Annotated in this window: 28 protein-coding genes and 1 tRNA gene; 11 read left to right on the top strand and 18 right to left on the bottom strand. The window is 57.5% G+C overall.

The annotated features are described in order from the left end of the window. The first annotated feature begins 641 nt into the window (after positions 1–641). Positions 642–1,331: a heavy metal response regulator transcription factor gene (locus tag ACYVIT_RS09675; protein ID WP_415789067.1), complete on the top strand. Its 690-nt coding sequence runs from the start codon at positions 642–644 to the stop codon at positions 1,329–1,331. Beyond that, positions 1,331–2,701 carry a heavy metal sensor histidine kinase gene (locus tag ACYVIT_RS09680; protein WP_415807567.1) on the top strand — a complete coding sequence of 457 codons (1,371 nt, stop codon included), beginning with the start codon at positions 1,331–1,333 and terminating at the stop codon, positions 2,699–2,701. The genes ACYVIT_RS09675 and ACYVIT_RS09680 overlap by 1 nt, the downstream gene beginning before the upstream one ends. A 618-nt stretch (positions 2,702–3,319) precedes the next feature. Here the strand turns inward: ACYVIT_RS09680 and ACYVIT_RS09685 are convergent. The 11 genes from ACYVIT_RS09685 to ACYVIT_RS09735 all read right to left on the bottom strand — a co-directional run bounded on the left by ACYVIT_RS09685 (position 3,320) and on the right by ACYVIT_RS09735 (position 11,577). After that, complete coding sequence (locus tag ACYVIT_RS09685; RefSeq protein WP_415807566.1) at positions 3,320–4,087, bottom strand: 5'-methylthioadenosine/adenosylhomocysteine nucleosidase; 768 nt, start codon at positions 4,085–4,087, stop codon at positions 3,320–3,322. Positions 4,088–4,139: 52 nt separating this feature from the next. Next, positions 4,140–4,451: a chorismate mutase gene (locus ACYVIT_RS09690; RefSeq protein WP_415807565.1), complete on the bottom strand. Its 312-nt coding sequence runs from the start codon at positions 4,449–4,451 to the stop codon at positions 4,140–4,142. A gap of 91 nt (positions 4,452–4,542) precedes the next feature. Beyond that, positions 4,543–5,202: an NrsF family protein gene (locus ACYVIT_RS09695; protein ID WP_415807564.1), complete on the bottom strand. Its 660-nt coding sequence runs from the start codon at positions 5,200–5,202 to the stop codon at positions 4,543–4,545. Next, positions 5,162–5,728, bottom strand: a complete 567-nt coding sequence (locus ACYVIT_RS09700) for a sigma-70 family RNA polymerase sigma factor (protein ID WP_415807563.1) — start codon at positions 5,726–5,728, stop codon at positions 5,162–5,164. Before ACYVIT_RS09700 ends, ACYVIT_RS09695 begins: the two co-directional genes overlap by 41 nt. A gap of 163 nt (positions 5,729–5,891) precedes the next feature. Then, a complete protein-coding gene (locus ACYVIT_RS09705) occupies positions 5,892–6,668 on the bottom strand; it encodes an alpha/beta fold hydrolase (protein WP_415807562.1) in 777 nt (258 codons plus the stop codon). Between the two features lie 33 nt (positions 6,669–6,701). Then, positions 6,702–7,175, bottom strand: a complete 474-nt coding sequence (locus ACYVIT_RS09710; RefSeq protein WP_415807561.1) for a DUF4148 domain-containing protein — start codon at positions 7,173–7,175, stop codon at positions 6,702–6,704. A gap of 193 nt (positions 7,176–7,368) precedes the next feature. Next, a complete protein-coding gene (locus tag ACYVIT_RS09715) occupies positions 7,369–8,145 on the bottom strand; it encodes a molybdopterin-binding protein (protein WP_415807560.1) in 777 nt (258 codons plus the stop codon). After that, on the bottom strand, positions 8,142–9,008 hold the full coding sequence (locus tag ACYVIT_RS09720) for a cytochrome b/b6 domain-containing protein (protein WP_415807559.1): 867 nt from the start codon (positions 9,006–9,008) through the stop codon (positions 8,142–8,144). The genes ACYVIT_RS09715 and ACYVIT_RS09720 overlap by 4 nt, the downstream gene beginning before the upstream one ends. Positions 9,009–9,065: 57 nt before the next feature. Beyond that, a complete protein-coding gene (locus ACYVIT_RS09725; RefSeq protein ID WP_415807558.1) occupies positions 9,066–9,701 on the bottom strand; it encodes a hypothetical protein in 636 nt (211 codons plus the stop codon). Between the two features lie 171 nt (positions 9,702–9,872). Then, positions 9,873–10,454, bottom strand: a complete 582-nt coding sequence (locus ACYVIT_RS09730) for a TetR/AcrR family transcriptional regulator (protein ID WP_415807557.1) — start codon at positions 10,452–10,454, stop codon at positions 9,873–9,875. A gap of 169 nt (positions 10,455–10,623) precedes the next feature. Beyond that, positions 10,624–11,577 carry a M14 family metallopeptidase gene (locus tag ACYVIT_RS09735; protein ID WP_415807556.1) on the bottom strand — a complete coding sequence of 318 codons (954 nt, stop codon included), beginning with the start codon at positions 11,575–11,577 and terminating at the stop codon, positions 10,624–10,626. Between the two features lie 316 nt (positions 11,578–11,893). On the opposite strand from ACYVIT_RS09735, the gene ACYVIT_RS09740 reads away from it, so the two are divergent. The 4 genes from ACYVIT_RS09740 (at position 11,894) to ACYVIT_RS09755 (ending at position 16,234) form a co-directional block, all read left to right on the top strand. Continuing rightward, complete coding sequence (locus ACYVIT_RS09740; RefSeq protein ID WP_415807555.1) at positions 11,894–13,039, top strand: muconate/chloromuconate family cycloisomerase; 1,146 nt, start codon at positions 11,894–11,896, stop codon at positions 13,037–13,039. Positions 13,040–13,086: 47 nt separating this feature from the next. Continuing rightward, entirely contained in the window at positions 13,087–14,022 is a 936-nt protein-coding gene (catA, locus tag ACYVIT_RS09745; RefSeq protein ID WP_415807554.1) for a catechol 1,2-dioxygenase, read from the top strand. Positions 14,023–14,094: 72 nt separating this feature from the next. Continuing rightward, positions 14,095–15,438 carry an MFS transporter gene (locus ACYVIT_RS09750; RefSeq protein WP_415807553.1) on the top strand — a complete coding sequence of 448 codons (1,344 nt, stop codon included), beginning with the start codon at positions 14,095–14,097 and terminating at the stop codon, positions 15,436–15,438. Positions 15,439–15,454: 16 nt separating this feature from the next. Then, a complete protein-coding gene (locus ACYVIT_RS09755; RefSeq protein WP_415807552.1) occupies positions 15,455–16,234 on the top strand; it encodes a 1,6-dihydroxycyclohexa-2,4-diene-1-carboxylate dehydrogenase in 780 nt (259 codons plus the stop codon). 91 nt (positions 16,235–16,325) lie between these two features. Here the strand turns inward: ACYVIT_RS09755 and ACYVIT_RS09760 are convergent, their stop codons facing one another. Continuing rightward, positions 16,326–16,997, bottom strand: coding sequence for an O-methyltransferase (locus ACYVIT_RS09760; protein ID WP_415807551.1), 672 nt, complete (start codon positions 16,995–16,997; stop codon positions 16,326–16,328). 107 nt (positions 16,998–17,104) lie between these two features. Here ACYVIT_RS09760 and ACYVIT_RS09765 point away from each other — a divergent pair, with 107 nt between their 5' ends. Together ACYVIT_RS09765 and ACYVIT_RS09770 are read left to right on the top strand one after the other, a co-directional pair. Beyond that, a complete protein-coding gene (locus ACYVIT_RS09765; RefSeq protein ID WP_415807550.1) occupies positions 17,105–17,962 on the top strand; it encodes a LysR substrate-binding domain-containing protein in 858 nt (285 codons plus the stop codon). Between the two features lie 92 nt (positions 17,963–18,054). After that, a tRNA-Arg gene (locus ACYVIT_RS09770) sits at positions 18,055–18,131 on the top strand. 141 nt (positions 18,132–18,272) lie between these two features. Here the strand turns inward: ACYVIT_RS09770 and ACYVIT_RS09775 are convergent. After that, positions 18,273–18,617, bottom strand: coding sequence for an EthD family reductase (locus ACYVIT_RS09775; protein ID WP_415807549.1), 345 nt, complete (start codon positions 18,615–18,617; stop codon positions 18,273–18,275). A gap of 64 nt (positions 18,618–18,681) precedes the next feature. Beyond that, positions 18,682–19,434 (bottom strand): SDR family oxidoreductase, encoded by a 753-nt coding sequence (locus tag ACYVIT_RS09780; RefSeq protein WP_415807547.1) that lies wholly within the window; start codon positions 19,432–19,434, stop codon positions 18,682–18,684. Between the two features lie 86 nt (positions 19,435–19,520). On the opposite strand from ACYVIT_RS09780, the gene ACYVIT_RS09785 reads away from it, so the two are divergent. After that, positions 19,521–20,207 (top strand): TetR/AcrR family transcriptional regulator, encoded by a 687-nt coding sequence (locus ACYVIT_RS09785; protein WP_415807546.1) that lies wholly within the window; start codon positions 19,521–19,523, stop codon positions 20,205–20,207. A gap of 154 nt (positions 20,208–20,361) precedes the next feature. Beyond that, positions 20,362–21,054 (top strand): aspartate/glutamate racemase family protein, encoded by a 693-nt coding sequence (locus tag ACYVIT_RS09790; RefSeq protein WP_415807544.1) that lies wholly within the window; start codon positions 20,362–20,364, stop codon positions 21,052–21,054. Between the two features lie 37 nt (positions 21,055–21,091). Here ACYVIT_RS09790 and ACYVIT_RS09795 read toward each other — a convergent pair whose 3' ends face one another. The 3 genes from ACYVIT_RS09795 to ACYVIT_RS09805 form a co-directional block, all read right to left on the bottom strand. Then, the gene (locus ACYVIT_RS09795) at positions 21,092–22,204 is read right to left on the bottom strand and encodes an alkene reductase (protein WP_415807543.1); all 1,113 of its coding nucleotides are present in this window, start codon (positions 22,202–22,204) and stop codon (positions 21,092–21,094) included. 62 nt (positions 22,205–22,266) lie between these two features. Continuing rightward, positions 22,267–22,560, bottom strand: coding sequence for an ArsR/SmtB family transcription factor (locus tag ACYVIT_RS09800; RefSeq protein ID WP_094822372.1), 294 nt, complete (start codon positions 22,558–22,560; stop codon positions 22,267–22,269). Positions 22,561–22,678: 118 nt separating this feature from the next. Beyond that, on the bottom strand, positions 22,679–23,482 hold the full coding sequence (locus ACYVIT_RS09805; RefSeq protein WP_415807541.1) for an AraC family transcriptional regulator: 804 nt from the start codon (positions 23,480–23,482) through the stop codon (positions 22,679–22,681). Between the two features lie 222 nt (positions 23,483–23,704). On the opposite strand from ACYVIT_RS09805, the gene ACYVIT_RS09810 reads away from it, so the two are divergent. Next, the gene (locus tag ACYVIT_RS09810) at positions 23,705–25,012 is read left to right on the top strand and encodes an MFS transporter (protein WP_415807601.1); all 1,308 of its coding nucleotides are present in this window, start codon (positions 23,705–23,707) and stop codon (positions 25,010–25,012) included. Positions 25,013–25,152: 140 nt separating this feature from the next. Here ACYVIT_RS09810 and ACYVIT_RS09815 read toward each other — a convergent pair whose 3' ends face one another. Then, on the bottom strand, positions 25,153–26,145 hold the full coding sequence (locus ACYVIT_RS09815) for a Bug family tripartite tricarboxylate transporter substrate binding protein (RefSeq protein ID WP_415807539.1): 993 nt from the start codon (positions 26,143–26,145) through the stop codon (positions 25,153–25,155). Between the last annotated feature and the right edge of the window lie 45 nt (positions 26,146–26,190).

A 26,190-nucleotide genomic window follows, 5' to 3' on the forward strand; every position in this document is an offset into this window, starting at 1 on the left:
CACGCCTCGTCAATATCTCGACAGAAAAATGACAATTCCGTAATGTTCGGAACTTTACGAATTCGTAATCAGGGTGTTTGCGAATTGACGAGGTTCATTTTGTAGAGTGTCACCAACGCTTAACGAAAAGCGTGTAGGCGACGCAGCCGCGCGCCTGCTGCATACGGAACATGGAGATTTTTATGCTGATTCGTCACACCCGCAATGTACTGATACTCGGTGCCGCGCTCACTCTGCCTTCCATCGCCCAAGCGTCGGAGACCTGGCACCAAACTGACACTGAAATCGGTTACGAGACTGCCCCCAGTCACGCCGCGGGAGGGAAGACAGCTGAGCAAGTTCGGGCAGAACTTGCGGAGGCCAAAGCCGACAAGCGTGCATGGGCATTGCAGTACAGGGGCCTACCCCTGCCGGCGTCGGCTCAGCAAGGTAGTGGGCGTACCCGAGCAGAGGTCCGGGCGGAAGCAGAGGCAATGAGCGAAGACGAACGAGCTCGACTCAAGGAGATCTATACGCCCAGCTAAGGCTCGTTATATACGGTCAAATCTCCGTCTGACCCTGCGGGGTTGGCAACCCCGGGAAATGCCTGGACTAGAATATGTCTACATCGCCATTCTTGGCATTTCCTTTACACAACGCCCATGAAAGTTCTGGTAATTGAAGACGAGAAAAAGCTCGCCGAGTACCTACGGCGGGCACTTAGCGACCACAACTATATCGTGGACGTGGCGGCCGACGGTCTTGCCGGCCTGCATCTTGCGAAGGAAATCCAGTACGACCTCATACTGCTCGACATTATGCTGCCAGGAATGGACGGCCTGAGCGTTCTGAAGGAGTTGCGCAGGAGCAGTCGCGTTCCTGTGTTAATGCTTACAGCAAGGGATAAGCTTGAGGACCGTGTTCATGGGCTGCATGAAGGGGCCGACGATTATTTATCCAAGCCGTTCGCCATGTCCGAGTTGTTAGCTCGAGTTCTCGCTCTGGGTAGGCGCAGCGGCTTACACCCCCCCCAAACAGATGGCCCAAATTTACTACGGGTCGGAGACCTCGAACTTGATCTTCTGCGGCGGCGAGCAAGCCGTAATGGCCAGCGATTGGACCTCACGGCTAAAGAGTTCACGCTTCTGGCGCTATTGATGCGTAGACAAGGAGAGGTGCTGTCCAGGCTGGATTTAGCCGAACAAGTTTGGGATATGAATTTCAATAGCAACACCAACGTGGTGGAAGTCGCTGTCCGGCGTTTGAGAGGCAAGGTGGACGATCCCTTTGAGAGGAAGCTTCTGCATACCGTACGCGGGATGGGCTACGTGCTAGAGATTCGGGAGCCCTGATGGCAATAAAGCGACCGGAATCGCTAAGAACATGGCTTTCGTGGTGGCTCGCCATCCAGACGTTTATGGCGCTTAGCCTCGTGTGCGTGGCGGTCTATTACGCTACGAACCTTAATCTAGCCCGGCGTCAGGAGGCCTTAATACAACAAAAAGTTGAAGTTGTACGGCACGTAGTTGAAGAGAACGGTGCAGACGATGATGCGGCAAGAATGCGGCATAAGCTGGAGGACTTCTTCTACGGTCGCCCAGAGTTTACCCTGGTTCTGGAAATCGATGGGCAACGTGTGGTTTTCGGCAATCCCATTGACAACGACCCCACCCGAGAACGCCGCATCTCATTCACATTGCCGTATCCTGGAACGCCCGGCGACTCACTGACGGCAGAGTTGATCCTGGACATATCCGACGATATCCGTCTCCGTAAGGGACTGGCTGGGACGTTGTTCGCTTGTGCACTATTTGGCGCCGTCGTTGTCGCCGCTATGGGAACTGTGACGGTGCGAAAGGCATTGGCGCCGCTGGACTCACTCGTACAGCAGGCGGCTAAACTATCACCAGATCGCATCGGTGAACGCCTCAATGAGAAAGGGCAGGCAAGGGAGATCCTGCCTCTTGTACGCCAGTTCAACGCCGTATTGCAGAGGCTAGAAAGGGCCTACGTCCAAATGGAGGGATTCAACGCCGACGTAGCCCATGAGATGCGCACACCGCTGACCACCTTGATTGGCGAAACTGAGTTAGCCCTACATAAGCGGCTCGATCAGGAAGAGTTGCTGGACATCCTGGGATCAAATCTGGAAGAACTGCAACGCTTATCAAGTATCGTAAAGGACATGCTATTTCTATCGCAAGCTGATCGAGGTGCTAGAGTCAGAGGGGCATGGGAGCCGAGCGTGTCGGCGATCGTGCAAGAGGTAAGTCAATATCACGAAGCGGAAGCACTGGAGGCAGGCGTGGTGCTCGCAGTGGTGGGTGACGCCGCTTTTCAAATCGACCGTCCTTTATTTCAACGGGCAATATCAAACTTGTTGTCCAACGCTATTCGCTATGCCAGTGCAGGTAGCACTATTGAGATCGCTATATCTTCTACCGCTGCGGGCGAACTGACGGTAGCGGTTCGCAACGAAGGCGAGCCGATTTCACCTGAACATTTACCACGCCTGTTCTACCGTTTTTACCGTAGCGATAGCGCGCGGGAATTTGATGCTAACCATCATGGACTGGGTCTTGCCATCGTATCCGCCATTGCCCGCATGCATGGCGGCGATACCTTTGCGAGATCTTCTGGGCGATACACAACGATAGGCTTTCGCACTCAAGTCGCCGAGCAACAAGGGAGACAAATCTCGGATAGCGACAGCATTGCGTAGAGTCAGATGTTTGCCGTTGATCTGTGTGTAGTCTTCCACAACGTCTACGCCATCTACTATCGACCTGACGATAAGACCGCAACGATTATGCGCGTACTGCACGGTGCACGCGGCCTCGCTGCGATCTTGACCAAGGTAGGCTTGGAAGCGAATAGGATCAAGCGATGGCCAGGCACTTTCGATCCTTGTAGACATATGTCGCAACAACGTCAGGTGTGAGGATATACGTAAACGTCGCCAAGACCTCATCAACTCCGAGTGCAGCATCGACGTTGCCTACCCTAACCGCCAAACCAAGGCCGCAAGTTGAACCGCCCCGGGGGCGGTTCACCTCGTTGGTTTAACGACCATAACCAATTCGGTTTCTTTGATCTGGACGAAGAACAAAACCGAGTTAAACAAAAAGCCGCCCGAGGGGGAACTCCTGCTTGTATTCGACACACGTTGTGTGGAATACGGTATTTTTAGCGGTATTTATTTTCTTATTAAATCTATCCAATTGATTTATATGTAAAAAATCAAAAATATGAATCCCTCCGTCCCGCCAAGAATAGTTCGAAGTAGTTCAGACCAGCCCCGCCGGGTTTCCGCGCGGGGCTTTGTCTTAGGGGAAGACGTCTACAGGCCCGGCGACGTCCAAAGCCTCGCCCGGCTCGCTATGAATTTCAACAGCACGCCGCATGTGTAGTGCCTGGCCTTTTTTTCAAGAAAATCAGAGAAATGATCTTTTGCGGCGTGATCGGCGTGATCTGAGACGACTCGCATTACCGCGAACGGAACCCCGAACTCGTAGCACACCTGAGCCATGGCTGCGCCCTCCATTTCAACGCAAAGCACTTCAGGCAAGCGCTGCCGTATCTCTGCACCACTGTCCGGATCGCTCACGAAAACATCACCTGTCGCGATGATGCCTTGATGCGTCTGGGGACGGCGACCAGCCGCCGCTTTCAATGGCAAGGCTCCCCCATTTTCGATAGGCAGCTCGCTCAGATAAGCACTGGAGTGATTGAAAATCGCCAAGCTCAATGTCGGATCGGACTCGAACTGCGAAAGACCCAGCATCGGGATTTCGTAGCGGTCAAACAAGGGACGGGCATCCAGATCATGCTGGATCAAATGGCTTGCCACAACGATATCGCCGATCTGAACGGCATGGTGAATGCCACCTGCCAACCCGGCGAAAACGATCTCCTTCACATTGAATGTTTCTATCAAAATTGCTGTCGTTGCCGCTGCCGCAACCTTGCCAATACGACTCAACACCACGACACAAGGCTGACCCGCAATGTCTCCTGAATAAAAATCGCGCATGGCAACCCGTTGCACAACGACCGGCGGTGTCATGGCCGACACGAGGCCTTCCAATTCCTCGGGCATGGCGGCCATGATTGCCAGTCTTTCTGTCGATCGTTCTGATTTCAGGAAATGGTTCATGAGTTCAATTTTTAAACGGCGCGGACGAATGCTCGGCCGCGATCTGGCGATGCCGTTGAACCACCTGCTTGATGATGGATTTCATCAAATGTACGATAAAGTCTTGATCGACTTGGGAATCCCTGGCCAACGCTCTCAATCTGGAAAACTGGCGGTCCTCCCGTCCCGGATCCACCGCGGGAAGATCATGCATTGCTTTCAGCAGACCGACCTGGTCCGTACAGCGAAAGCGTTCGGCCAATATATGTACAAGGGCAGCATCGAGGTTATCGATCGTCTGCCGATAGCTTGCAAGTTGAGATGCCGCATCGGACATTGTTGTACTCCATTTACTCATAACAAACCCCACATCTGATTTACCTCTTTTTCCCGTTCCGAACGTGACGAGCCACCCATCAGTCAAACGCTCACCAAGCCAATACGTGCCGTCCTGTAACGGCTCCGATCAAGGTCGTAATGGAAATGGCGACCACATACCAGACGGCGACGAATGACGGACCATCGTTGACGCATGCGATCGTATACACCAAGGCGGCGAGCGAGCCGGACAAGAGGCCAGAGACCGCCCCAGCGAAGATCGGCCGTGTGGGAGTTCCCCTGCGCAATCCTGCCATGATGGCAATGAGACCAGGTAATGAGGCCGCGACGATTAAGGCGACACAGAGCGGTGCAGCAAATGCCCCGTCGCCCCAGAATGGAAAACCTGTGTCATCAAAGATCGCTCCAGCGAACAAGAGCGCAACGCCAGGAAGCAGAGCCAGAACGGGCCTGGCCGATGCGCCTGGAATTCCGGACATACGGACGAGGACAGCGCTGCCGCCAGCGAGCAGCGTCATCGTTGATACCTTGAACTGGAAAACCCATGTCGTCAGCACTGCCAATAAATCAGGACGTGCGTGGGATAGGCCGAGGACCACCACCATGGCCATGACGAGTGACAGCGTGATACCGGTCACCATGGCCTGGTTGAAAGTGATGGAGCTCTTTTTCTTCATACCGGCTTGTCTGGATAGCTGCTGGATCAGGTCATCGGTGCGCATGATCTCTTGCTCGTTCACGTGTGTCATTGTTCTCTCCTGATGCAGTTGCCATCAGTTTCTGCAACGCTCGATGAAACGCCACCCTCACGGCATTCTCCTTCATGCCGAGCCGGGCGGCAGTTTCACTGGCAGAAATGCCTTCGATTCCCATCGCGCGCGCGACCGATTGCTGTCCCGCAGGCAGATCGGAAAGCAAACGCTCGATATCTCCCTGCGATAGCTCGACGCCATTCTGATCATCCGCAGGCAGGGAGCCCCATTGCTCCTCCTCGAGATCGACTCTGCCGCGTGATTCCTTACGCAGGCGCCGTGCGGCATCGATCACCTTATAGCGCACGATGGCATTTAACCAGGGCATCAACGGGCGATCGGCATTCCATTGGTCGCGCCTCGTGTGAATGGCAATCAGTACTTCCTGCACAACATCCTCGGTTTCGTCGGAGTTCAAGCCAAAATTATGTAGCCGATATCGCACGATGTGTCGCAAATATGCCGCCAGATCCCGCAGAAAGCGCTCATAGGCGACACTATCGCCCGAGCGCTCTTTGCGCATTGCCGTCGCCCAGGCGTTTTCTCGGTTATGCGGTTCCACGCTTAATACGCACTTTGCGTCGCACGGTGGCGCTGCGGCACAATGCCGAGCAAGCCGATGCCATCGCTTGGTCGAATCAACATGAAACCTGCTCCGTCAAAAAGCACTGGTAGCCACCACTCTTTTAATGCGACGGTATGCCCGCGGCTTCGAGGATAAGATCTGCAATCTCTTTCGGATGTGAAACCAGAGACAGATGACCTGAGTCCAGTTCCACCGTCGTGGCATGCATACGGTTGGCCAGGAATCGCTGCAGATCGGGTGACGTCGTCTGGTCATCCTTTGAGACTGCGTACCAGGACGGTTTGGTATGCCATGCGGCAGTGGTCGTTTTTCCCGCAAACAGGTCCGTCGCAACGGGCTGTTGTACGGCGAAAAGCGTTTGCGCTTTCTCTGCCGGGACGCCGTTTGCAAAGAACTTCAGAAATGCGTCCTTTGCTATAGTCGAGAAGCCATTGTGCGTCTCGATCCCTGCCCGTACCGGCATCGTTGGAAACCTGCTGGCAAGCGCATTGAAATCTTCACCTGCGTCCGGTGCACGCGCGGCTACATAGACCAATGCGGAGACTTTCGGATCGTCGCCAATCTCACTGATGACATTGCCCGCGTAGGAATGCCCTGCGAGTACGGTTGGTCCGTTCACCAATGCAAGCGCTCGTTTTGCGGTCGCAGCATCGTCCTGCAGCGAGGTCAAGGGGTTCTGAACTGATATCACGTTCAGCCCGGCCGCTGTCAGATACGGAATGACATCGCTCCAACTGGAGCCATCAGCCCACGCGCCATGAACGAGGACGACATTCTTTGCCTCGGCGCGTGCAGTTTCTTGCGCAGAGGCGACGCTAGCATGAGTTGAGAACATCAACCCGCATGCCAGCGCAAGGCCGGAAAAAAGTGCTTTCATGGTTTTCTCCTGATTGCTGGGTGACTGAGCTCGTCAAGATGCTATGTGCGCATCTGCTTGCTGTTGGGTTTTCAGGTGCTGGTAGTAAGCCAGCTTCTGGCGGTACGCCGTGCTGTAAATATCCGGCGTTGCGTCACCATGCCATTCGTCGGCCAGGCCGGCCTTGCGCCACGCAGCGGTATCCGTATTGACCTCTGCACGCGACAGCGTCGAGACGCTGGGCGGCACATAGGTTTGGTCTCCGCGCTGAATCGTGCCAGCCGCGATGGCGGCAGCTAACTCGGCCTTGACTTCAGTACGCGAACGGGTCGATACGCTCGGTGGAACATAGGTCTGATCGCCTCGTTGAAGGGTGCCCGCGGCACGTGCTTCGGCCAACTCGGCTTGGACTTGCGCACGCGACAATTCTGCAACGGGTGGGGCGGTAAACGAGTTCTGGGCGGCTTGTACTGAGGTAGCAGCACACAACGCAGACAAGATAATGGTGGTGAGAGTAAAGGTTTTCATGATCAGCTTCGATATATAAGTGATTTCAAGAACGGGCGAACCCTGGTCAGTCATCACGCGGTGCAAACTGATTGCGATGACTGTCAGCGGCCGGTGGGTTCCGGATAACAATGAAGGCGTGTACGTGAGTGCATGACGCTTCATATAGATATTCGACAGCAAGATCGATTTATTACATCGGCATCAAAAAAATTCAGATGCCCGCATACCACTCATAGCCGCGATCTTCCCAATAGCCGCCTCGGCCTCCCCATAATGTGTCGAAAGACGAGACGACTTCTATGCGCATCAGGTATTTGGCTTGCTTGTAGCCAAGCTGCCTTTCGACCCTGAGCCTCAGCGGCGCACCATGGGCGACGGGCAGATTCTTGCCATTCATCGCATACGCCAGAATCGTCTGTGGGTGATAGGCGTCTAGCAGATCTATGCTTTCGTAATAGCGGCCGCTGCCGTCAAACGTGACCTCCAGCTCGTCCGCGCAATGAAGCACGACATAGCGCGCACCCGGTTTCAACCGGGCCAGGTCCAGTATCTGCCCCAACGGAACGCCTTGCCATTGGCCGATGGCGCTCCAGCCCTCGACGCAATCGTGCCGGGTAATCTGTGTGCGAGATGGCAGGCTTTTCAGTTGGGCGAGTGACAGGCTGAGAGGCTGTTGTACCAATCCATCTACCTGCAATCGCCAATCGACGAACTCGTTCTCCAGCAAGCGGTTGTACTCGTCAGAGTCAGGTGCTTGCGTGCCATTGGCGCGGAATACGGGCGACAAGTCTGCCACGCTGTATTCCCGAGCCAGCGATTGGCGGTCAAGCAGCAATCGCTGGCTGCTCATCGTGAGCTTTTCGGTATTGCGCAGCACCGTGCCGAATGCCGTGCTCTGTGTCATGCGGTCGCACCCAGTCAGCAGTGCAGTCCCGGCGCCGGATAGCAAGCCAGCCAATATCCGCCGGCGGGAAAATCCTGAGTTCATGATGTTTCTCTCGAATGGCCGATGTCGTAGCGTCCGTTGATCATCGATCGCACGTTATTCCAAAAGCCGGATAAGACGACCATCAACACATGGACCACGACAAACAGCACGAGCGAGAATGCCGTGATGAAGTGCAGTGTGCGCGCGGATGGGCGGCCGCCGAATAGATCGGGTAAAAAGGGAAAGACGGCGTTCATACCAGGCGACATCGTCAGTCCTGTCAGCACCATCAATGGCAACAGACCAAAGGCCACGAGCAGGTACGTGATTTTTTGCAAAGCGTTGTAGCGCCGGGCCTCATCGCCTTTCGCGAAACGAAGGCGCGCATGATCGAGTACTTCTTGCCATAGGTGCCGCGGTTTCAACTGATCCCGATTCGGTAATAGGTCCCGGCGAAAATGGCTACGCAGAAAACCGTATGCCAAGTAGATAAAGCCGTTGATGACCAGTAGCCAGGCAAAGAGGAAGTGCCAATTTCTGGCTGCGCCGAGATCATAATAAGAAGGAATCGTCAGCCACGCGGGAAACGCACGCGAGACAGTGGAACCGCCTTCATTCGAGACACCCAGAACGCCGGTCGTTTCGATACTCAGCGAACCGATTCGAAAGAAACCATGTGGGCCATCGTCACGATTCTCGGATCCGATCGCAATGAATGACTGATCGGTATCAGCCCCATACTCGCCCCAATATAGCTTGGGGTGTGCGTTAAAGATCTGGAGTCCGCTCAGCAACATGATGAACAAGCACAGCGCGTTTACCCAATGCGTGAGGCGTACGGTAATGGAGTGCCGCCGTATGAATTGATGGCGCGCGGAATCGGGTGGCATCTGCAAATGCGTTGTTGATTCAGGGATAGTCATTGGAATAGCCTCTAGCCGGCTGGCGGATAACGCCAGCCAACCCTGGTTGTCGCGCCATTACATGGGCGGTACGACCCCGTCCTTGCCCACAATCAGCTGTCCTGCGGACAACATGCCGTTTGAGTCTTTCTGTGCGGGAATGAACACCGCCGTACCAGATTTCACATCGGCAGCGGTAGCGGGAGCCAGCGTCACAACAGGCGTCCCGTTGGGGATGGAGATCTTTTTCTCTTTGCCGTGATAGTTCACGGTCACCGTGCTGCCATCGACGGACTTCACGGCGTCGCCCACGGTGGCATTGGTCATCGTGCTGTTGGGTTTCAAATCCCAGCCGTAACTGCCTTCACCCGTTCCTTTCAATGCAGGGGGGAAGATCAAGACTTCCAATGCGCCATCGCCACCCTCGGACTTGGGCAACGATGCAATGCCAACAAAATCACCAGGTTTGATATCGCTAATGTTGGCTTTCTTGACTGCCGATACCTTCCAGCCGTCTGCGAGTTTCACCGACAGCGATTGGCCCTCGCGCGATTTCACTTGAAGCTGGTCGCCCGATACCGAAACGACAGTACCTCTCACGCGGACCCCGTGATCTGCCGCGCCAGCCGCAGTGGCGGTGGCCATCGCGCCGGTCGTGAGGGCGATACCTGCCAGGCCGCCGGCCAGCAATTTGCGAAACTGTGAAATATTCATGCTGATTCTCCTGAGCGATGCGAACATCGCACTATCCATACATGGCGCATTAACGAGGAAAACTGTCGAAAGCCGCGCCGGGAAAACTTCCGAAAAGCGACCAACTAGTTGGTCGATTGAGTGGGTAAAAAAAGATCACCTTGCTGCGCTAACGCACCAAGACGATCGGGTTTATGCAGTCAGCCGATGAAGGGCAATGCGCGAAATTGCCTGGAATGATTCCGGATCCTTCAGGGCCCTTGCGGTCAGCATTGCTCCGTGCACGGTGGACATAAAGGTTCGAGCTTCGGCCAAGGGACTGTCTTGCAATTTGAATTGCTCCATGGCGGCGCCACGTTCCAGCACGGTCGCAATCCAGTCTGTCAGGTCTTGAAAGTAGCCTTTCACCTCATTGGAGATTTCCTCCGGGATCATCGGCGCCTCGGCTGCCAGCATGGCGCATATGCACATCGTCGCCGTGCCCTCGCGTATGCATTGCGCCCAATAATCGGTGTAAGCAGTCAGTTGGGCTAACGGACCTTCGACCTGCTGCGCTAGTGCCGCCAAGCCATGCCGAGTCTGTTCGCGATGGCGTATGACTACCGTCAACACCAGTTCGGCCTTACTCGGGAAATGATGATGGATACTGGGTTTACCGATATGCACTCGCTCAGACAGGTCCGCATAGCTGAATCCGTTATAGCCGCCTTCGGCGAGCAGGAACCTGGCATGGTCGGCAATTTCGCTTGCTCGGGGGGAAAGTTCCATACTCATAGGCCGTTATCTGATTGGATGAACACAAATGCGAGACAACGAACCCTGTACGGATTACAGGGCTGTCATCGACAATGGCAGCCAATCTACTAGTTGGTCGGTTGAATGTCAAGCCCACGTCGCGGAATCGAGGCTGCCGGGATGTCGCTCAGTATTGGCTCGAGCGCAGTCAAATCGACTTCGTCAGGTAAACCGCCTCTCTTCCCACGATCGGCGATCGCGTAGGCATGAATATCGTGCACTGGTCGCAGGGGGAACGAATTTCGTCCGTGCCGTTCATCGCGATCAATTCACCTTTGTCAAAGGTCTCGAATCCGATAACGGGACGTGTGAAACTGAAATCCTCTGACTTAACGACGTGCGTTTCCAATAAACGATACCGTTGCGGTACAGGTGGGGGCGACGTGTCTGGGCGAGCCTTGATCAACCCCAGGTGCGTGAGAAACCGCAACGATACGTCGGTGGCCAGTTCAGCGGCTGCGCGGGAGAAATGCTGGCCGCATTCGACTACCAGCGAGCCGCCGTGCTGCGCAATCGGATCGCCGTGGCGGCCATAGCCGATCACGGGCGTGCCTGGGAATTTGTCCGGAGACATCACCAGGTGCACGATAGGCGCACCGACGGCCGAGGCCAGCGCCGTATTGCGGTCTGCTTCGTTATATACCCAGAACGGCTGTACCGGCGTGCTCGTCGAGTGGATGTCGAGGACGAAATCGGCGGCATCCAGCACGGGCCGCAGTTCGCGCGCACGGCGGACCTCGGGACTGCCATCCTCGGCATCCAGCATATTGGCCGTCCAGATGCGATTCAAATTGTGCACCAGTTGCCGGTTCGCGTAAGGGTCTTCGATATCAAAGGCTTCATAGGCCTCGATATGTGCAAAGCTGATCGTTAGTGTGCCGATGTCGGGCCGGATATTGTTATCCAGCAGATGTGTCGCCGCGACCATGCCGCAGATTTCATTGCCATGAGTAATGGCGTTAATCAGTACATGCGGGCCAGGCTGGCCAGACTCAAAACGATGAACGTAGGGGATTCCGATATTGCCTTCGCGATACGCCGACAGATCGCGCGGCAAGATTTCCAAGGGAGGATCGGCAGGGGCGAGCGTGGCGATATTCAACGGAGACTCCAGGAAAACACCGACATGCAAGCGATGTCGGGGAGCGCAAAGCGCCTCGGCGTCAAGGCTGAGGGATTGCTCTACTCTCAGGCTGCGGGTGAATTGATTCTACTCAATGCAGTGCAGGGCGACGCAAGGTGTCGTCACCGGATAAGGATTCTCCCCCGGTGATCGAGGGCAGCAAGGCGATCAGTCTGGAGAAGCGAGAAAGGGATATCCATACCTGTAGGGTATGGATGTGATCCATAAAGTATTGGACGTTAAAAGCGCGTGGATCTTATAAAGCAGGCTGTGTTTCAACTCGACAGCCTCCAACATGTCTGCAGCAACCATCGAACGTATCGAAACTTCTCTGGTCGATCTCCCTACCATCAGGCCGCACAAGCTGTCGGTGGCCACGATGTATGGCCAGACGCTGATGCTGGTGAAGGTCTATTGCAGTGATGGCGTCGTGGGCATCGGCGAAGGCACGACGATTGCCGGCATGGCCTACGGTCCGGAAAGCCCCGAAGCCATGAAACTGTCCATCGATACCTATTTTGCACCTGCCATGATAGGCCAGGACGCCTCGCGTATTCAGGCGCTGATGGCGCATGTGGGAAAGTTGGTCAAGGTCAATCACTTTGCCAAGAGCGCAATGGAGACGGCTTTGCTGGATGCTCAAGGCAAGCGTCTGGGCGTGCCCGTCAGTGAGTTGCTCGGCGGCCGTTGCCGCGAACGTCTGCCTGTCGCGTGGACGCTGGCGTCAGGGGATACGGCTCGTGACATTGCCGAGGCCGAGGAGATGCTCGACAGACGCCGTCACCGGATTTTTAAATTGAAGATTGGCGCAAAAGCGCCTGAAATCGACATCAAACACGTCGCCGAGATCAAAAAGGTATTGGGAGACCGAGCGGCGGTACGTGTCGACGTGAACATGGCGTGGAGCGAGACGCAAGCGGCCTGGGCGATTCCTGCGCTGGCCGATGCGGGTTGCGAGCTGGTGGAGCAGCCGGTCGCCAGCGCTGCCGCGTTGGCGCGTTTGATGCGCCGTTTTCCCGTGGCGCTGATGGCCGATGAGATTCTGCAAGGTCCGGAAAGTGCGTTTGAGGTTGCCAGGCAGCACGGCGCCGACGTTTTTGCCATCAAGATCGAGCAGAGCGGCGGACTGTTTGCCGCGCAGCGGGTCGGCGCCATTGCCGATGCTGCCGGTATCGAACTGTATGGCGGCACCATGCTGGAAGGCGCGGTGAGCACCGTTGCTTCGGCGCATCTATTTGCCAGCTTTGCCCATCTGCAGTGGGGGACTGAGCTGTTCGGTCCGTTGCTGATTACCGAAGAGATCTTGACTCAACCTCTGGACTACAGCGATTTCGGGTTGACGGTTCCGCGTGGCCCAGGACTGGGTATCGAGCTGGACGAGGCAAAGATCCAGCGGTTCACGCGTGCGGGGCTGACCAAGATCACTGATACGCGGTGCTGAGCGGATATCCGCTCACGCTGACTGATTACCTGTTGGAGAGACAAATCATGAGCTTGAATGTATTCAACACCAAAGAAGTCCAGGAGTTGCTGGCAGCAGCAACGAATATTGCAGGTCAAGAAGGCAATGCCCGTTTCAAGCAGATCCTGCATCGCCTGTTGAGCGATTTGTTCAAGGCCATCGATGATCTGGACATCACGCCCGATGAGGTCTGGGCGGGCGTGAACTACATCAACCAACTGGGACGTGATGGCGAAGCCGCCCTGTTGGCAGCGGGTTTAGGCCTGGAAAAATATCTCGATATCTGCATGGACCATGCTGACAAGCAGGCCGGCATTGAGGGCGGCACGCCGCGCACCATCGAAGGGCCGTTGTATGTGGCAGGCGCGCCGGTGCGTGAAGGGGTGTCAAGAATCGACCTCGATCCGGACCAGGACGCAGGCCCGCTTGTGATTCGCGGCGTAGTGACGGACACGGACGGCAAGCCGCTCGAAGGCGCGATTGTCGAATGCTGGCATGCCAATTCGAAAGGTTTTTACTCGCACTTCGACCCGACGGGCGCGCAAACCGAATTCAACCTGCGCGGCGCAGTCAAGACGGCGGCTGACGGGCAATATGAATTTCGCACTTTGATGCCCGTGGGCTACGGCTGTCCGCCGCAGGGAGCGACGCAGCAGTTGCTGGACGGAATCGGCCGGCATGGCAATCGTCCCGCACACGTGCACTTTTTTGTCAGTGCAGATAGCCATCGAAAATTGACTACGCAGTTCAACATCGAGGGCGATCCCTTGATCTGGGATGATTTTGCTTATGCCACGCGTGAGGAATTGATTCCTCCCGTTGTAGAGAAAACCGGCGGCGTCGAACTGGGTTTGAAAGAGAACGCATATAAGGAAATCGAATTCAACTTTGCGCTCACTCGCCTGGTGAAAGGCAAAGACAATCAGATCGTTCATCGTTTGCGCGCAGCCGTGGCCGCATAAGTCCGCTGACGGCAACCACAACGACATCAATTATTTTTATAACACTCGCGCAGGTTGCGCGAGGAGACACTCATGCCCGCAACGCTTTCCATTCCCGCCCTGATCGATCAGGAGCGAGTCAGCGCCTTTCAATGGCGTGTTTTGATCCTGTGCTTTTTGATTGCTTTGTTCGACGGCTTTGACACCCAGGCAATGGCTTTTACCGGGCCGGCGATCCTGACTGCCTTTAAGTTGGAGTCCGGTGAGCTCGCGCCCATACTGACGGCGGGGATTGTCGGCATGACCGTCGGCGCCATGCTGCTGGGTCTGGTTGCCGATCGTATCGGCAGGCGTCCTGCGGCGCTGCTCGGTGTCGCGACCTTTGCGATTGCGACCCTGTTGACGGCGGGGGCGACAGAGACATGGCACATCCTGGTGCTGCGCTTTATTGCGGGGTTGGGTATGGGCGGTTGTACGCCTATCGTGCTGGCATTGGCTGCCGAGTACGCACCGGCGCGCCTGCGCGGCACCGTCATTACCGGTGTGTTGCTGGGGCTGCCGGCGGGCGCCATGCTGGGCGGCCTGCTGGCTGCGCGTATGCTGCCTGTCATCGGCTGGGAAGGGATTTTCGTTGTCGGCGGCGTGGCGCCGCTGGTCTTGTTGCTCGCGCTGGTGGCGATCCTGCCGGAATCGTTGCAATTCAAGGCCATGCGTGGCGATCAGGCTGGGCAAAGCTACGTGGCCCGGATTCTGGCGAAAATCACCCGGAGCGCGTTGCCGTCCGACGCCCAGTTTTCCGTGCCGGAGGAGGCGAAGGTCCGAGGCAGTGTCAAAGCGCTCTTTTCAGGCGGGTACGCTCGCAAGACGTTGGCGATCTGGGCGGTGTATCTATTGAATTGGGTCGCATGGTTCATGCTGCTGTCATGGCTGCCCACGGTGCTCAAGGCTGCGGGTTTGCCGGCGGATCAAGCGCCCATGGGCACGTTTGCCGTGAATCTGGTGTTCATTATTTGCGCCATTCCGTTGTCGGCCGTGATGCCGCGTGTGTCGACCCGATCGTTGCTGATTGTCTTGTTTGTCCTGGGCATCGCGATTGCGCTGGGGTTGGGCTATGCGGGGTCGAATTGGACGCTGGTCTTTATTCTGGTCGGGGCAGCGGGCCTGGGTATCGGCGGGCAGCAATTGGCGCTGAACTATCTCGTCATCGGGGCCTATCCCACGGCCCTGCGCGCGACGGCGACAGGCTGGTCTATCGGTATCGGCCGCGCGGGCGCTATTGTCGGCTCGTGGATTGGCGGCGGTATCCTGACGGCACTCGGCCCCTCCGGTTTTTTCATGGCGCTGGCCATCCCGCTGGCCGGGGCGTTGCTGGCCGTGCTGGCGGTAGAGGTCAAATCGCCGGAGCCGGTATCGGGCAACCTGTCGCGTGCGCATTGAATTCGAGAGTATTCACATGAACCGTTTTGAAAAGCAGGTTGCACTGGTCACCGGTGCGGCTCAAGGGGTGGGGCGTGCGACGGCTAAACGCCTCGCGGCCGAAGGGGCGACGCTCGTCCTGGTGGACCGTGCTATCGAACAAGGCATGTCTGTCGCCGAAGAAATCCGTGCGCAGGGCGGGCAGGCATCCTTCATTGACGCCGATCTGGAAACCCATACGGGTGCGCAGCGTATGGTGCAGTATGCGTTGGATACGCATGGCCGCATCGACGTGTCGGTGCATAACGTTGGCGGCACGATCTGGATGAAGCCATTCTGGGAATACACGCCAGAACAGGTGGAGCGGGAAATCAATCGCTCGTTGTGGCCGACACTCTGGTCCTGCCGGGAGGTCGTTCCGGTGATGCGCAAGCAAGGCCGCGGTGCGATCGTCAATGTAGGATCGAATGCGACGCGTGGGATCTACCGTGTGCCGTATTCCGCCTCTAAAGGCGGTGTGCATGCAGCGACCGTATGCATGGCGTTAGAGCTGGCCGACAGCGGCGTGCGGGTCAATTGCGTGTCGCCGGGCGCGCTGGATAATGGTGTGCGTGCGATTCCGCGCAATACCGAGCCGCTCTCCGAGCAGGACCAGGCGTGGACACGAGAGATGTACGAAGACTGCCTGGCCGGTACGCCTATGCACCGCGTTGGGACGGCAGACGAGGTGGCTGCTGCTATTTGCTTCATGGCCGCGCCCGAAGCGTCCTACATTACGGGGCAAGTAATGTACGTCGCCGGCGGGCATCAGGGCTGAGCCAGCCGGCACTGGTTCGCTGGCGATCCTCATGCGTTGTTTGTACGGCACGCCGGCTGGCCGGGTCGGCACACCGCAGTCGCGCTATCCGTCAGCGCGATACACGCGCCAACGAAAAGCCGTCCCATCCTTTGATTCCCACTGTCTGGATCGCCGTCGATGTCAGCCGCAGATCGTGGCCCAATGTCTTCAGGAAACGGCAGGCGCCCAACACATCAGGCTGGTCAGTTGCCTCGCGATCCGCGATGCGTCCGCCGCGGATGATGTTGTCGCCCACGATGATGGTGCCATCGCGGGCCAGGCGCAATGCCAGTTCCAGATACTGCGGATTGTCGGCCTTGTCGGCGTCGAGAAAAATCATGTCAAAGGGCTCGGCATCCGAGGCGGCCCATTGCTGCAGGATGTCGCGTGCATCGCCCACGATGATGTCGGTGCAGGCTGCGAGCCCGGCGGCGGCCAGATTGGTGCGCGCCACATCGGCATACGCCGCATTGCGCTCCAGAGAAACCAGCCGGCCCGAGGGTGGCAGGGCTCGCGCCAGCCAGATGGTGCTGTAGCCGCCGAGCGTACCGATTTCCAGGATTCGTCTGGCGCCGACCATCTGTGCAAAAATTTGCAGCAAGCGGCCTTGATTCGGTGCCACCTCATGAGGTGGCAGCCCGGCCTCGCGCGCACGATCCCGGGCATGTTCGAGGGCAGGATCGTTCAGATGCAACACCTCTGAAAAATAATCATCAACGGTATTCCACAGCGACTGATTCATGACGGTCCAGCAATGAGTGACGATGACTGGAATCGTACGCATTCGCCCCGTTTGGGGATATCGAATTATTCTTTGCAGTACGTCAGTTTTTCTCACATACTCTCTGCATGAGATCGCTTCCTCCTTTATCGGCCCTGAAAGCCTTTGAGGCCATTGCCCGCACCGGCTCGGTGACCGCAGCCGCGCACGAGCTGCATCGCACGCACGGCGCAGTGAGCCGCCAATTGCGCATGTTGCAAGAGCACGCAGGGATCGCGCTGTTTGAGAAACAGGGCAACGGGTTGCGCCTGAATGCCCATGGTGCGGAGTTGTATGCCTTGATCCGCCCCTTGTTCGATCAACTGGAAACGGGCTACGAAGGCCTATTGCGCCGTGCCCGTCATCCCGGTCTGCATGTGGCATGCAGCGCGACGTTCGCCATGCGCTGGCTGGTGCCGCATCTGCCGGATTTTTATCGCCTGCACCCCGATATCCGCATTCGTTTGTCCATGACGTCGGCCCGCGAACTGCACAGCGAAGGCGCCGATTTGCTGATTGCCTGGGATCTGAGCAGCGCGGCCTATTCGCAGGCCGATCTGGCTGCAGCGGTACCGCTGGCGCCGGTGGCATTCGGCCCGGTACACGCCCCAGGGCGAAAGGGCGTGCGCAAACCCACGGTACGTATCGCCCACGATTTCACCGCCAGCGCATGGACGCAATGGCACCGATTGTCCGGTCGGGACCTGAGACTGACGAGCGAAATCACGTTTCCCCATACTCATCTTTGTATCGAGGCTGCGGTGTCGCGTTTGGGGGTCGCCCTGGTAGAGCAGCGCCTGGTGCGTGGCGAGCTGGAGGAGGGGACTCTGGTTGCGCCATATGGCTTTGTGCCATTTCCGGATCGCCTGATGGCGCTGCCCGCGCAGGGGCGGCCGGCCAATCCGCATGCGGCGGCGTTTATCGATTGGTTGCGGGTGGCATTGTAGGGACAGATCCGACGGAATCCGTTTATCGTCGCAACGACTCGATCTGTCATTTGCATAGATATAAAAAAACGTGCTATAGTCTTCTTCTTGCAGCGCCCGTAGCTCAGTTGGATAGAGTACTTGGCTACGAACCAAGGGGTCGTGGGTTCGAATCCTGCCGGGCGCGCCAAATTTAAAAAGGGTCTCCATTGCGGAGACCCTTTTTGCGTCAGTGACGATCATTGACGCTTGGTCGTTGCCGTGGCCTTTCTGGTTTCTGCGGAAGCTTCGTTCATTGTCGGAGCATGCAACGACGTGAACGGCGGCGCCTTCATGGGCCCAGCTCCTTGAACAAACTACGCACCACGACTGGCGCGTCGGTGAAGTTCTTCACATCGTCCATGACTCGCTGCGTTGCGGGGCTTTGCAGCGCGTCATGCATTCCCTGCACCGAGGAAAAGGTGTAGATGCCAATGGATTTCCAGTCGCCGGCTTCGGCGTACGGGAAAAATGCTTCCACAGATTGAAGTCCATACTGCTCCCAGCATGCCCTCGCCAGCGCAAAATGAGCATTCGCATAGTAGTCCCGATCAAATCTCGTGTTAGCGTCGCCAGCGCAAACGACAATCATCTTTGTCATGTTTTCTCTCTCATTGTTCGCCATGATTTTCGTCATAGCGAACTCAACTGAATTTGCCGTGCATACAGGGCCTGACGAAGCAGTCCCCCTCGGGTGGTACTCAGGCGTTGATACCGCCATCGACAAGAATGCCTGAACCGGTTACATAGGCGGCGCCTGGCCCGGCGAGGAAGGCGACAGCCTCGGCGACCTCTCGGGGCTTGCCATAGCGGGCAATCGACAGGTTCGGGAGTATCGACGGCGCGAGCGGGCCATCGGCAGGGTTCATGTCGGTATCAATTGGTCCGGGGCGGACCAGATTGACAGTAATGTCGCGAGAGCCCAGTTCGCGGGCGAGACCACGAGTGAAGCTCTCCATCGCGGATTTAGTGGCCGCATAGACTGCGATACCAGGGAATGGGACAGCCAGGCCCGCATTGCTGCCGATCGTGATGACGCGGCCGCCATTCGGGATGTGTTTCAACGCAACCTGGGTGGTCACGAAGACGCCGCGTACATTGATGTTCAGTTGCAGATCTATCTCTTCCAATGACTGCGAGGAAAAGTCACCCGCGATGAGGACACCTGCGTTATTGACCAGGATGTCAAGACCGCCAAGGTCGGCTACGGTCTGTTCGACCGCCGTCTTCGCGGCTTCCGGGCTGGCGGCATCGGCTTGGATGGCGACGGCCTTGCGGCCCAGGGCGCGAATCCTGGCGGCGAGGGCCTCGGCCTTTTCGGCCGATTTCTCGTAGGTGATAGCGATGTCGGCGCCGTCTTCGGCCAGCTTCAGTGCAATGGCTGCGCCAATGCCGCGCGCTGCACCGGTGATCAGCGCTCGCTTACCGGCGAGAGGGAGGGCGGGAGTGTTCATGACGGTATTCCTATGCTAAATTAATTTTGTGTCATTCATTACAGAATGATATCTACGCCACTCTGCTGATGCAACAGGATTATGTAATGATCAGTAAAAAAATAGACTGTACGGTGCCGCGCCGATCGACGCCCCCCGCTCCAAAGCGGGGCCGCCCTGTCAGTTTCGACCGAGACGAAGTGCTGGAACAGGCAATGAGCGTCTTCTGGGCAAAGGGCTTTGGCGGCGCTTCAATGAGTGACCTCACGGCGGCCATGGGCATTGCCTCGCCCAGCCTCTACGCAGCCTTCGGCTCCAAGGAGAGCCTCTATCGGGCAGCCCTCGATCACTATGTGGCGCTTCATAAGGAAGCCGTATCGCGCATCATGGAACTGCCGACAGCGTATGAAAGTATTGAAGGCCTGTTGCGCAACGCCGTCATTGTCTTTTCTCGTACCGATTTCCCGAGCGGATGTATGGTCGAACAGACAGCCGGAGAAGCCTGTGACATGTCTGCCGAACTCATGGCGGGCCTGCGCGAAATGCGCGCGGCGAATGACGAGAACTTCTTCGCACGGCTGCGCAAGGGGGTTGAGGACGGCGATGTCGCCGCGGGAACCGACATCCGCGCGGTCGCCGCCTTTTACGCCACTGTCAACAAGGGCCTGAGCCTGAGCGCGCGAGGTGGGACCGGCCCGGACGAGCTGAACTCCGTCGTCACTTCGGCCATGGCGGCCTGGCCGCTGCTGGTGGAGGCCCGAAAGCAACGCACCTCCGACAAGGACTGCTTTTGATAAAGATCGTCGCGCGCCCGGCCGGCACATCATCAAGGAGCGCTACGGCGGTTGTCCAATTGGGCCACGGCTGCGCTGATGACGACAACCTTCTCTTGATTACCGCAACTCTATTTCTTGTTTGACGATAACACCGCGATCGGTCTGGAAAGCTATGAAAACAATTGGAATCCTGGGAGGCATGTCTGCGGCCTCGACGCAGATTTACTATCGCAAGATGTGCGAGATCACCCGGCAGCGCCTTGGTGGCCTGCATTCTCCCGAGCTGTTGATCCGTTCGCTGGATTTCGCAAAGATCGAGAAGCTGCAGGCCGGCGGCCAGTGGGATGAGGCAGGATATATCTTGAATGCCGAGGCCAAGGCATTGGAGCGTGGCGGCGCAGACTTCATCGTTCTGGCAACAAATACCATGCACAAGCTGGCTGGCCAGATGATGCGGGCAGTCGGCATTCCGTTGCTGCACATCGCAGATGCGACGGCGGATCGAATCAAGAAAGCGGGCCTCCATTCCCCGGGCCTGATGGCTACCGCGTTTACTATGGAGCAGGACTTCTACATCGATCGCCTCAAGGCAGCTGCGCTCCAGCCTACAGTGCCCGATGCCGCTGATCGAGCCGAAGTGCATCGCATCATCTACGACGAACTGTGCCAGGACATGATCACCACGGCTAGCCGCACCATCTATGAAAGCATCGCGCAACGCCTGGTCGGAAAGGGAGTGGACTGCGTGATCCTGGGTTGTACGGAGGTTGGAATGTTACTCAACCAAAGCAATGTCCCCGTTCCCGTCTTCGACACTACCCTCATCCATTGTGAGTCCGCTATCGACATGGCATTGGCTCAGTAGAGCAGATGAGCCGCATGGCCCATCTGCAGGCAGGCCATCAGGCCAACACGGGATAGTCGAGATAACCCTTGGTGCTGCCACCATAGAACGTCGTATTGTCCGGCGTGTTCAGTGCAGCGCCTTCGCGCAGGCGGCGTACCAGATCGGGATTGGCGATGAATGGCTTGCCAAAGGCGATCAGGTCCGCCTGCCCGGATTCGACAACATCTTCGGCGAGCTTGCCGTCGTAACCATTATTGGCCATCCAGGCGGCTTGGCCGCCGGCTTGTTCATATGTCCGGCGCAGCGCCGCGTAATCAAACGGTGCCTCGCCCTGTTGGAAATGGCGGTCGCCGCCGGTGGCGCCTTCGATGATGTGCACGTAGGCCAGTTTGTAGCCAGCCAGGATGCGCACGACGTGGTCGAACAGCGGCTGCGGGTTGGGATCGCTGGCGTCGTTGGCGGGCGTGACGGGAGAAATACGGATGCCGGTGCGGCCGGCGCCGATTTCCTCGGTGATGGCCTGGACGACCTGGCTCAGCAAACGGGCGCGGTTTTCGATGCTGCCACCGTATTCGTCGGTACGCAGGTTGCTGCCGCTGCGTAGGAACTGATCCAGCAGATAGCCGTTGGCGGCATGGATTTCCACACCGTCAAAGCCGGCCTCGATCGCTGCGCGCGCTGCGCGACGGTAGTCCTCGACAATGCCCGGCAATTCGCTTAATTCCAGGGCGCGCGGCTCAGAGGTGGGGACGAATTCGCCCGTGCCGTCATCGTGTACCAGATAGGTCTTGGATTTGGCTTGCACGGCCGAAGGAGCGACAGGCGCGCCCTGGTTCGGCTGCAGCACGTTGTGCGAAATACGGCCCACGTGCCACAACTGCACGACGATTTTGCCGCCTGCTTGGTGGACGGAGTCCGTGACGCGTTTCCAGCCGGCGATCTGATCGGCCGAGTAGAGGCCGGGAACTTGCGCGTAGCCTTGTCCCTGATGGGTGATCGCAGTGGCTTCGGTGATGATGAGGCCGGCGGTAGCGCGCTGCGTGTAATACGTCACCATGTCAGCGGTCGGGACGGCGCCCGGCGCGCGGTTGCGGGTGAGGGGCGCCATGGCGATGCGATTGGACAGTTGCAGGTCGCCAGCGGCGATGGGATCGAAAAGAGTAGGCATGGTTCGGGTCGTGTAATGAGTGGCGGGGTGAGGGAAGTCGTACGTCAATAGGGGCGTGGGCCCTAAAGATCCTGGCCTAGTTCACGTAGAAAGGCCGAGATCGTGTCCTCGTTGCGTTTGTAGAAAATCCACTGGCCAATGCGGCGCGTGGTGACCAGGTCGGCGCGCTGCAAAACAGCCAGATGCGTGGACATGGTGGATTGAGACAGCCCGCAGCGCTCGAATTGGCCCGCACATACTCCGATGTCCAGGGGATGTTCCTGGGTGGAGAAATGCTTTTCGGGCGTCTTGAGCCACTGCAGAATTTCGCGGCGCACCGGATTGGCCAGCGCTTTGATGATGAGATCAATGTCCATGTCGTATGGATTCAGTATATCGGGTTTTTTCGAATTATAAATCTGCAAATCTAGATATATCAATATACTGAAAATTGAAGGTCGGCAGAGTTCTTGACAGGAATTCCGAATAGCGCGCTCAGGCCTCGCGCAGATAGGCTTGTGGTGGTGCGCCCAGAGCCCGACGGAACATGGCGCTGAACGCGCTGGGGCTGTGATAGCCCAGCTCGGCGGCTACGCGGGTAACAGGCTGGCCGAGAGAGAGGCGATGCAAGGCGTCGGCCAGCCGTACCTGCTGCACCCATTGCCGATAGTTCAGTCCCAGTTCCGCCTGAAACAGCCGGATGAGAGTCCGGCCACTGGCACCGACCTCGTCGCCCCAATCGTCCACCGTGCGGTTCAGGCTCGGCTGAGCCAGAATGGCGCGGCAGACAGTCTGCAGTCGCCGGTCCTGGGGCCAGGGGATCTGGATCGGGATCGTTGGTGCGGTCTGCAATTCGGTCAGCAGTAACGTGGCGATCTGCCCGCCCCGGCCCTCCAGCGCGTATTCGATAGGCTCGGCGGCCAGGGCCAGGATCAATTCGCGCAACAGGGCAGATACTTCGATGACCTGACAGTGTTTCGAGAGGACTTCGGCGGCATCGGCACGCACATACAAGGTACGCATTTGCACTGTGCCCACCATCTCGATGCCATGGGTGACCCCGGGCGGCACCCACAGGGCGCGCAGCGGCGGCAGTGTCCAGAAACCGTCGGGCGTGCTGACGCGCATGGCTCCCTCGATTGCATACACCAGTTGGCCGCGCGGGTGACTGTGCGGTCCAGTGGTCGCGTTGGGCACAAAGGACTTGGCCAGGGCTGTGATCAGGCGCGGGACGTGCTGATAGTCGTCGGCGTTGCGGCTGCGGGTAGGGTCCAGTGGCGGTATGGAGCGCGCGGGCATGGTGACTCTGTCACTTTTGCGATAAAAGTTGGCATATTTGTGTATTAGGGACTTTATACACTGTTTGTTTGCAGTAATCGCCCTCGCGTTTCGGGCGGGTGGGCGATTCGTTGTCTGGTCCCGAGATCCCTGGCGAGCTGCCGTCCGGTTTCTGATTTCCTACGCGATTTGCTGACATCTATGACTTCTTCACAACCAGCCAATTCCGGCTCCGTCTCCGCCATGCCTGCGGGTGCAGGCCTGGTTGAGCCTGCTTTTGCCGCTGCAACGACGGACCACGGCGTGCCGGCATCTTCGGCACCTGCCACGCCCACGGTCTCTGCAGCGTCCGTGACGCAATCGTCGACCTCGTTCAAGGTCCTGGGCGCGATCAGCGTGGCCCACATGATGAACGACATGATCCAATCGATCCTGTTGGCCATCTATCCCATGTTGAAAGACTCATTCAATCTGAGTTTTTCGGAAATCGGTTTGATCACGCTGACCTATCAGATCGCGGCGTCTTTGCTGCAGCCTGGCATCGGCCTGTACACAGATAAACGGCCGACGACGTATTCCTTGCCGATCGGCATGGGATTTACGCTGGTGGGTTTGTTGTTGCTGGCCTATGCGCCGTCGTTGCCTTACCTGCTGGTTGCCGCGGCGTTGGTAGGAACGGGGTCTTCGGTATTTCACCCTGAATCGTCGCGGGTTGCGCGCATGGCCTCGGGCGGGCGCCATGGCCTGGCGCAGTCGTTGTTTCAAGTGGGGGGCAATGTGGGCTCGGCGCTGGGGCCCTTGTTGGCTGCGCTGGTCATCATCCCTCACGGACAGGCCAGCGTCGCGTGGTTTTCCCTGGCCGCGTTGTTCGGCATGATCGTGCTGGTGGGAATAGGGCGTTGGTATGGCGCCAACAGGGCGCTGCTTAAACCCAAGGCAAAGGCGGCGAGTGGCGGCACGACATTGACTCGCCATCAAGTGCTGGGCGCGTTAGGCGTGCTGGGACTGCTGATTTTCTCGAAATACTTTTACTTGGCCAGCCTGAATAGCTATTTCACGTTCTATTTGATCGACAAATTCGATTTGCCTGTGCGCACCGCGCAGTTGTACTTGTTCTTGTTCCTGGCTGCTGTCGCTTTTGGCACCGTTGCCGGTGGGCCGGTGGGGGATCGTATTGGCCGCAAAATCGTCATCTGGTTTTCTATCCTGGGCGTGACGCCATTCACATTGATGTTGCCGCATGCCAATCTGTTCTGGACAGGCGTGCTGGTTGTGATTATCGGGGTCATCCTGGCCTCGGCTTTTTCGGCCATCGTGGTGTACGCGCAAGAGCTCGTGCCTGGCAAGGTCGGCATGATCGCCGGACTGTTCTTTGGCTTTGCGTTTGGCATGGGAGGGCTGGGAGCCGCCGCGCTGGGCAAATTGGCGGATGCGACGAGCATCAGCTATGTCTATGAGCTTTGCGCCTATTTACCGTTGCTCGGCGTTGTCGCGTTTTTGTTGCCTGATATTGAGGGAAAGAAACGGGCTCGCGTCGCACGTACATCGTGATTTGCGGTAGGCCGGGGCGTTGTGTCGAGGGCCGTGACAAATCCAGCTAACCGACCGGCACAAGTGATGTGGATCATTGGCGCGGTACACCTCGATCACCATCTGTAGGCGACGCCTGATCGTTCCGTTAATACGGTAGGCTACGACGGTTTGATGCCAGCAGCTTCGACATATTGCTTCCAGCGCATCTTGTCTTCTTTGACAAAGCGGTCGATTTCCTCGGGAGAGGCTGCCGGGTAAGTAAGGAAGCCTTGCTCGGCAAACGCCTGTTGTACGGCCGGCTGATCAATGATTTTTTGCAGCTCGCTATTGAGTACATTGATAATCTCGGCCGGCGTCTTGCGTGGCGCGAAATAGGCGTGCCAAGTGACCACTTCGTAGTCTTTTTTGATGGCGCTTGCGATGGTAGGCAATTCAGGCGCCCAGGGAAGCGGCTCGTTGCTGGTTACCGCTAGTGGAACAAGCTTTCCTGCTTTTATGAGTGGGCTGACTACTGACCACGCATCGATCTGAAAAGTGTTGCGCCCGGCGGCCAGATCCGACATCGCTGTCATGTCTTTGTAGGGAACATGTAGTAGATTAGGAAAGCCGATCTTTTCGCTGAATAGGGTGCAAGCGATATGACTGGACGTACCGACGCCGTACGAACTGAAGCTGCATCGCGAAGGATCTTTGCGGATGTATTCGATCAGTTCTTGTATCGTTTTTACGCCCAGGCCCGCATGTGTCACGAGGACCAGCGGCAGTTTGGCGGTTCGAGAGACGGCGGCGAAATCGTGATCGGGGTCGAAAGGCAGGCTGCGGTACACATAGGGATTGATGCAGAACGGTGTCGCGGTGGAGTAAAGCAGTGTCTTGCCATCCGCCGGAGAAACGGCGACCTGGCGTGTACCGATGTTGCCTGCTGCACCTGGTTTGTTTTCGACGACAAAATCAGCACCGAGACGCTTTGCGAGTCCCGTCGTTAACAGGCGAGCGATCACGTCTGTGCTGCCTCCAGCTCCGTACGGCACAATCACCGTGACGGGGCCATTCGGGTAACGCTGTCCTTGCGCCAACGCAAGGCGGGGGAGAGCGGCTGCCCCACATAGTCCTGACAATATTCTCAATGCTTGACGGCGCTGACTATTCATAGATAACCCCTTGTTGTTGGACCACGTTTGCACCCGTCCTTTGTC

The sequence above is a fragment of the Bordetella muralis genome (assembly GCF_054781015.1).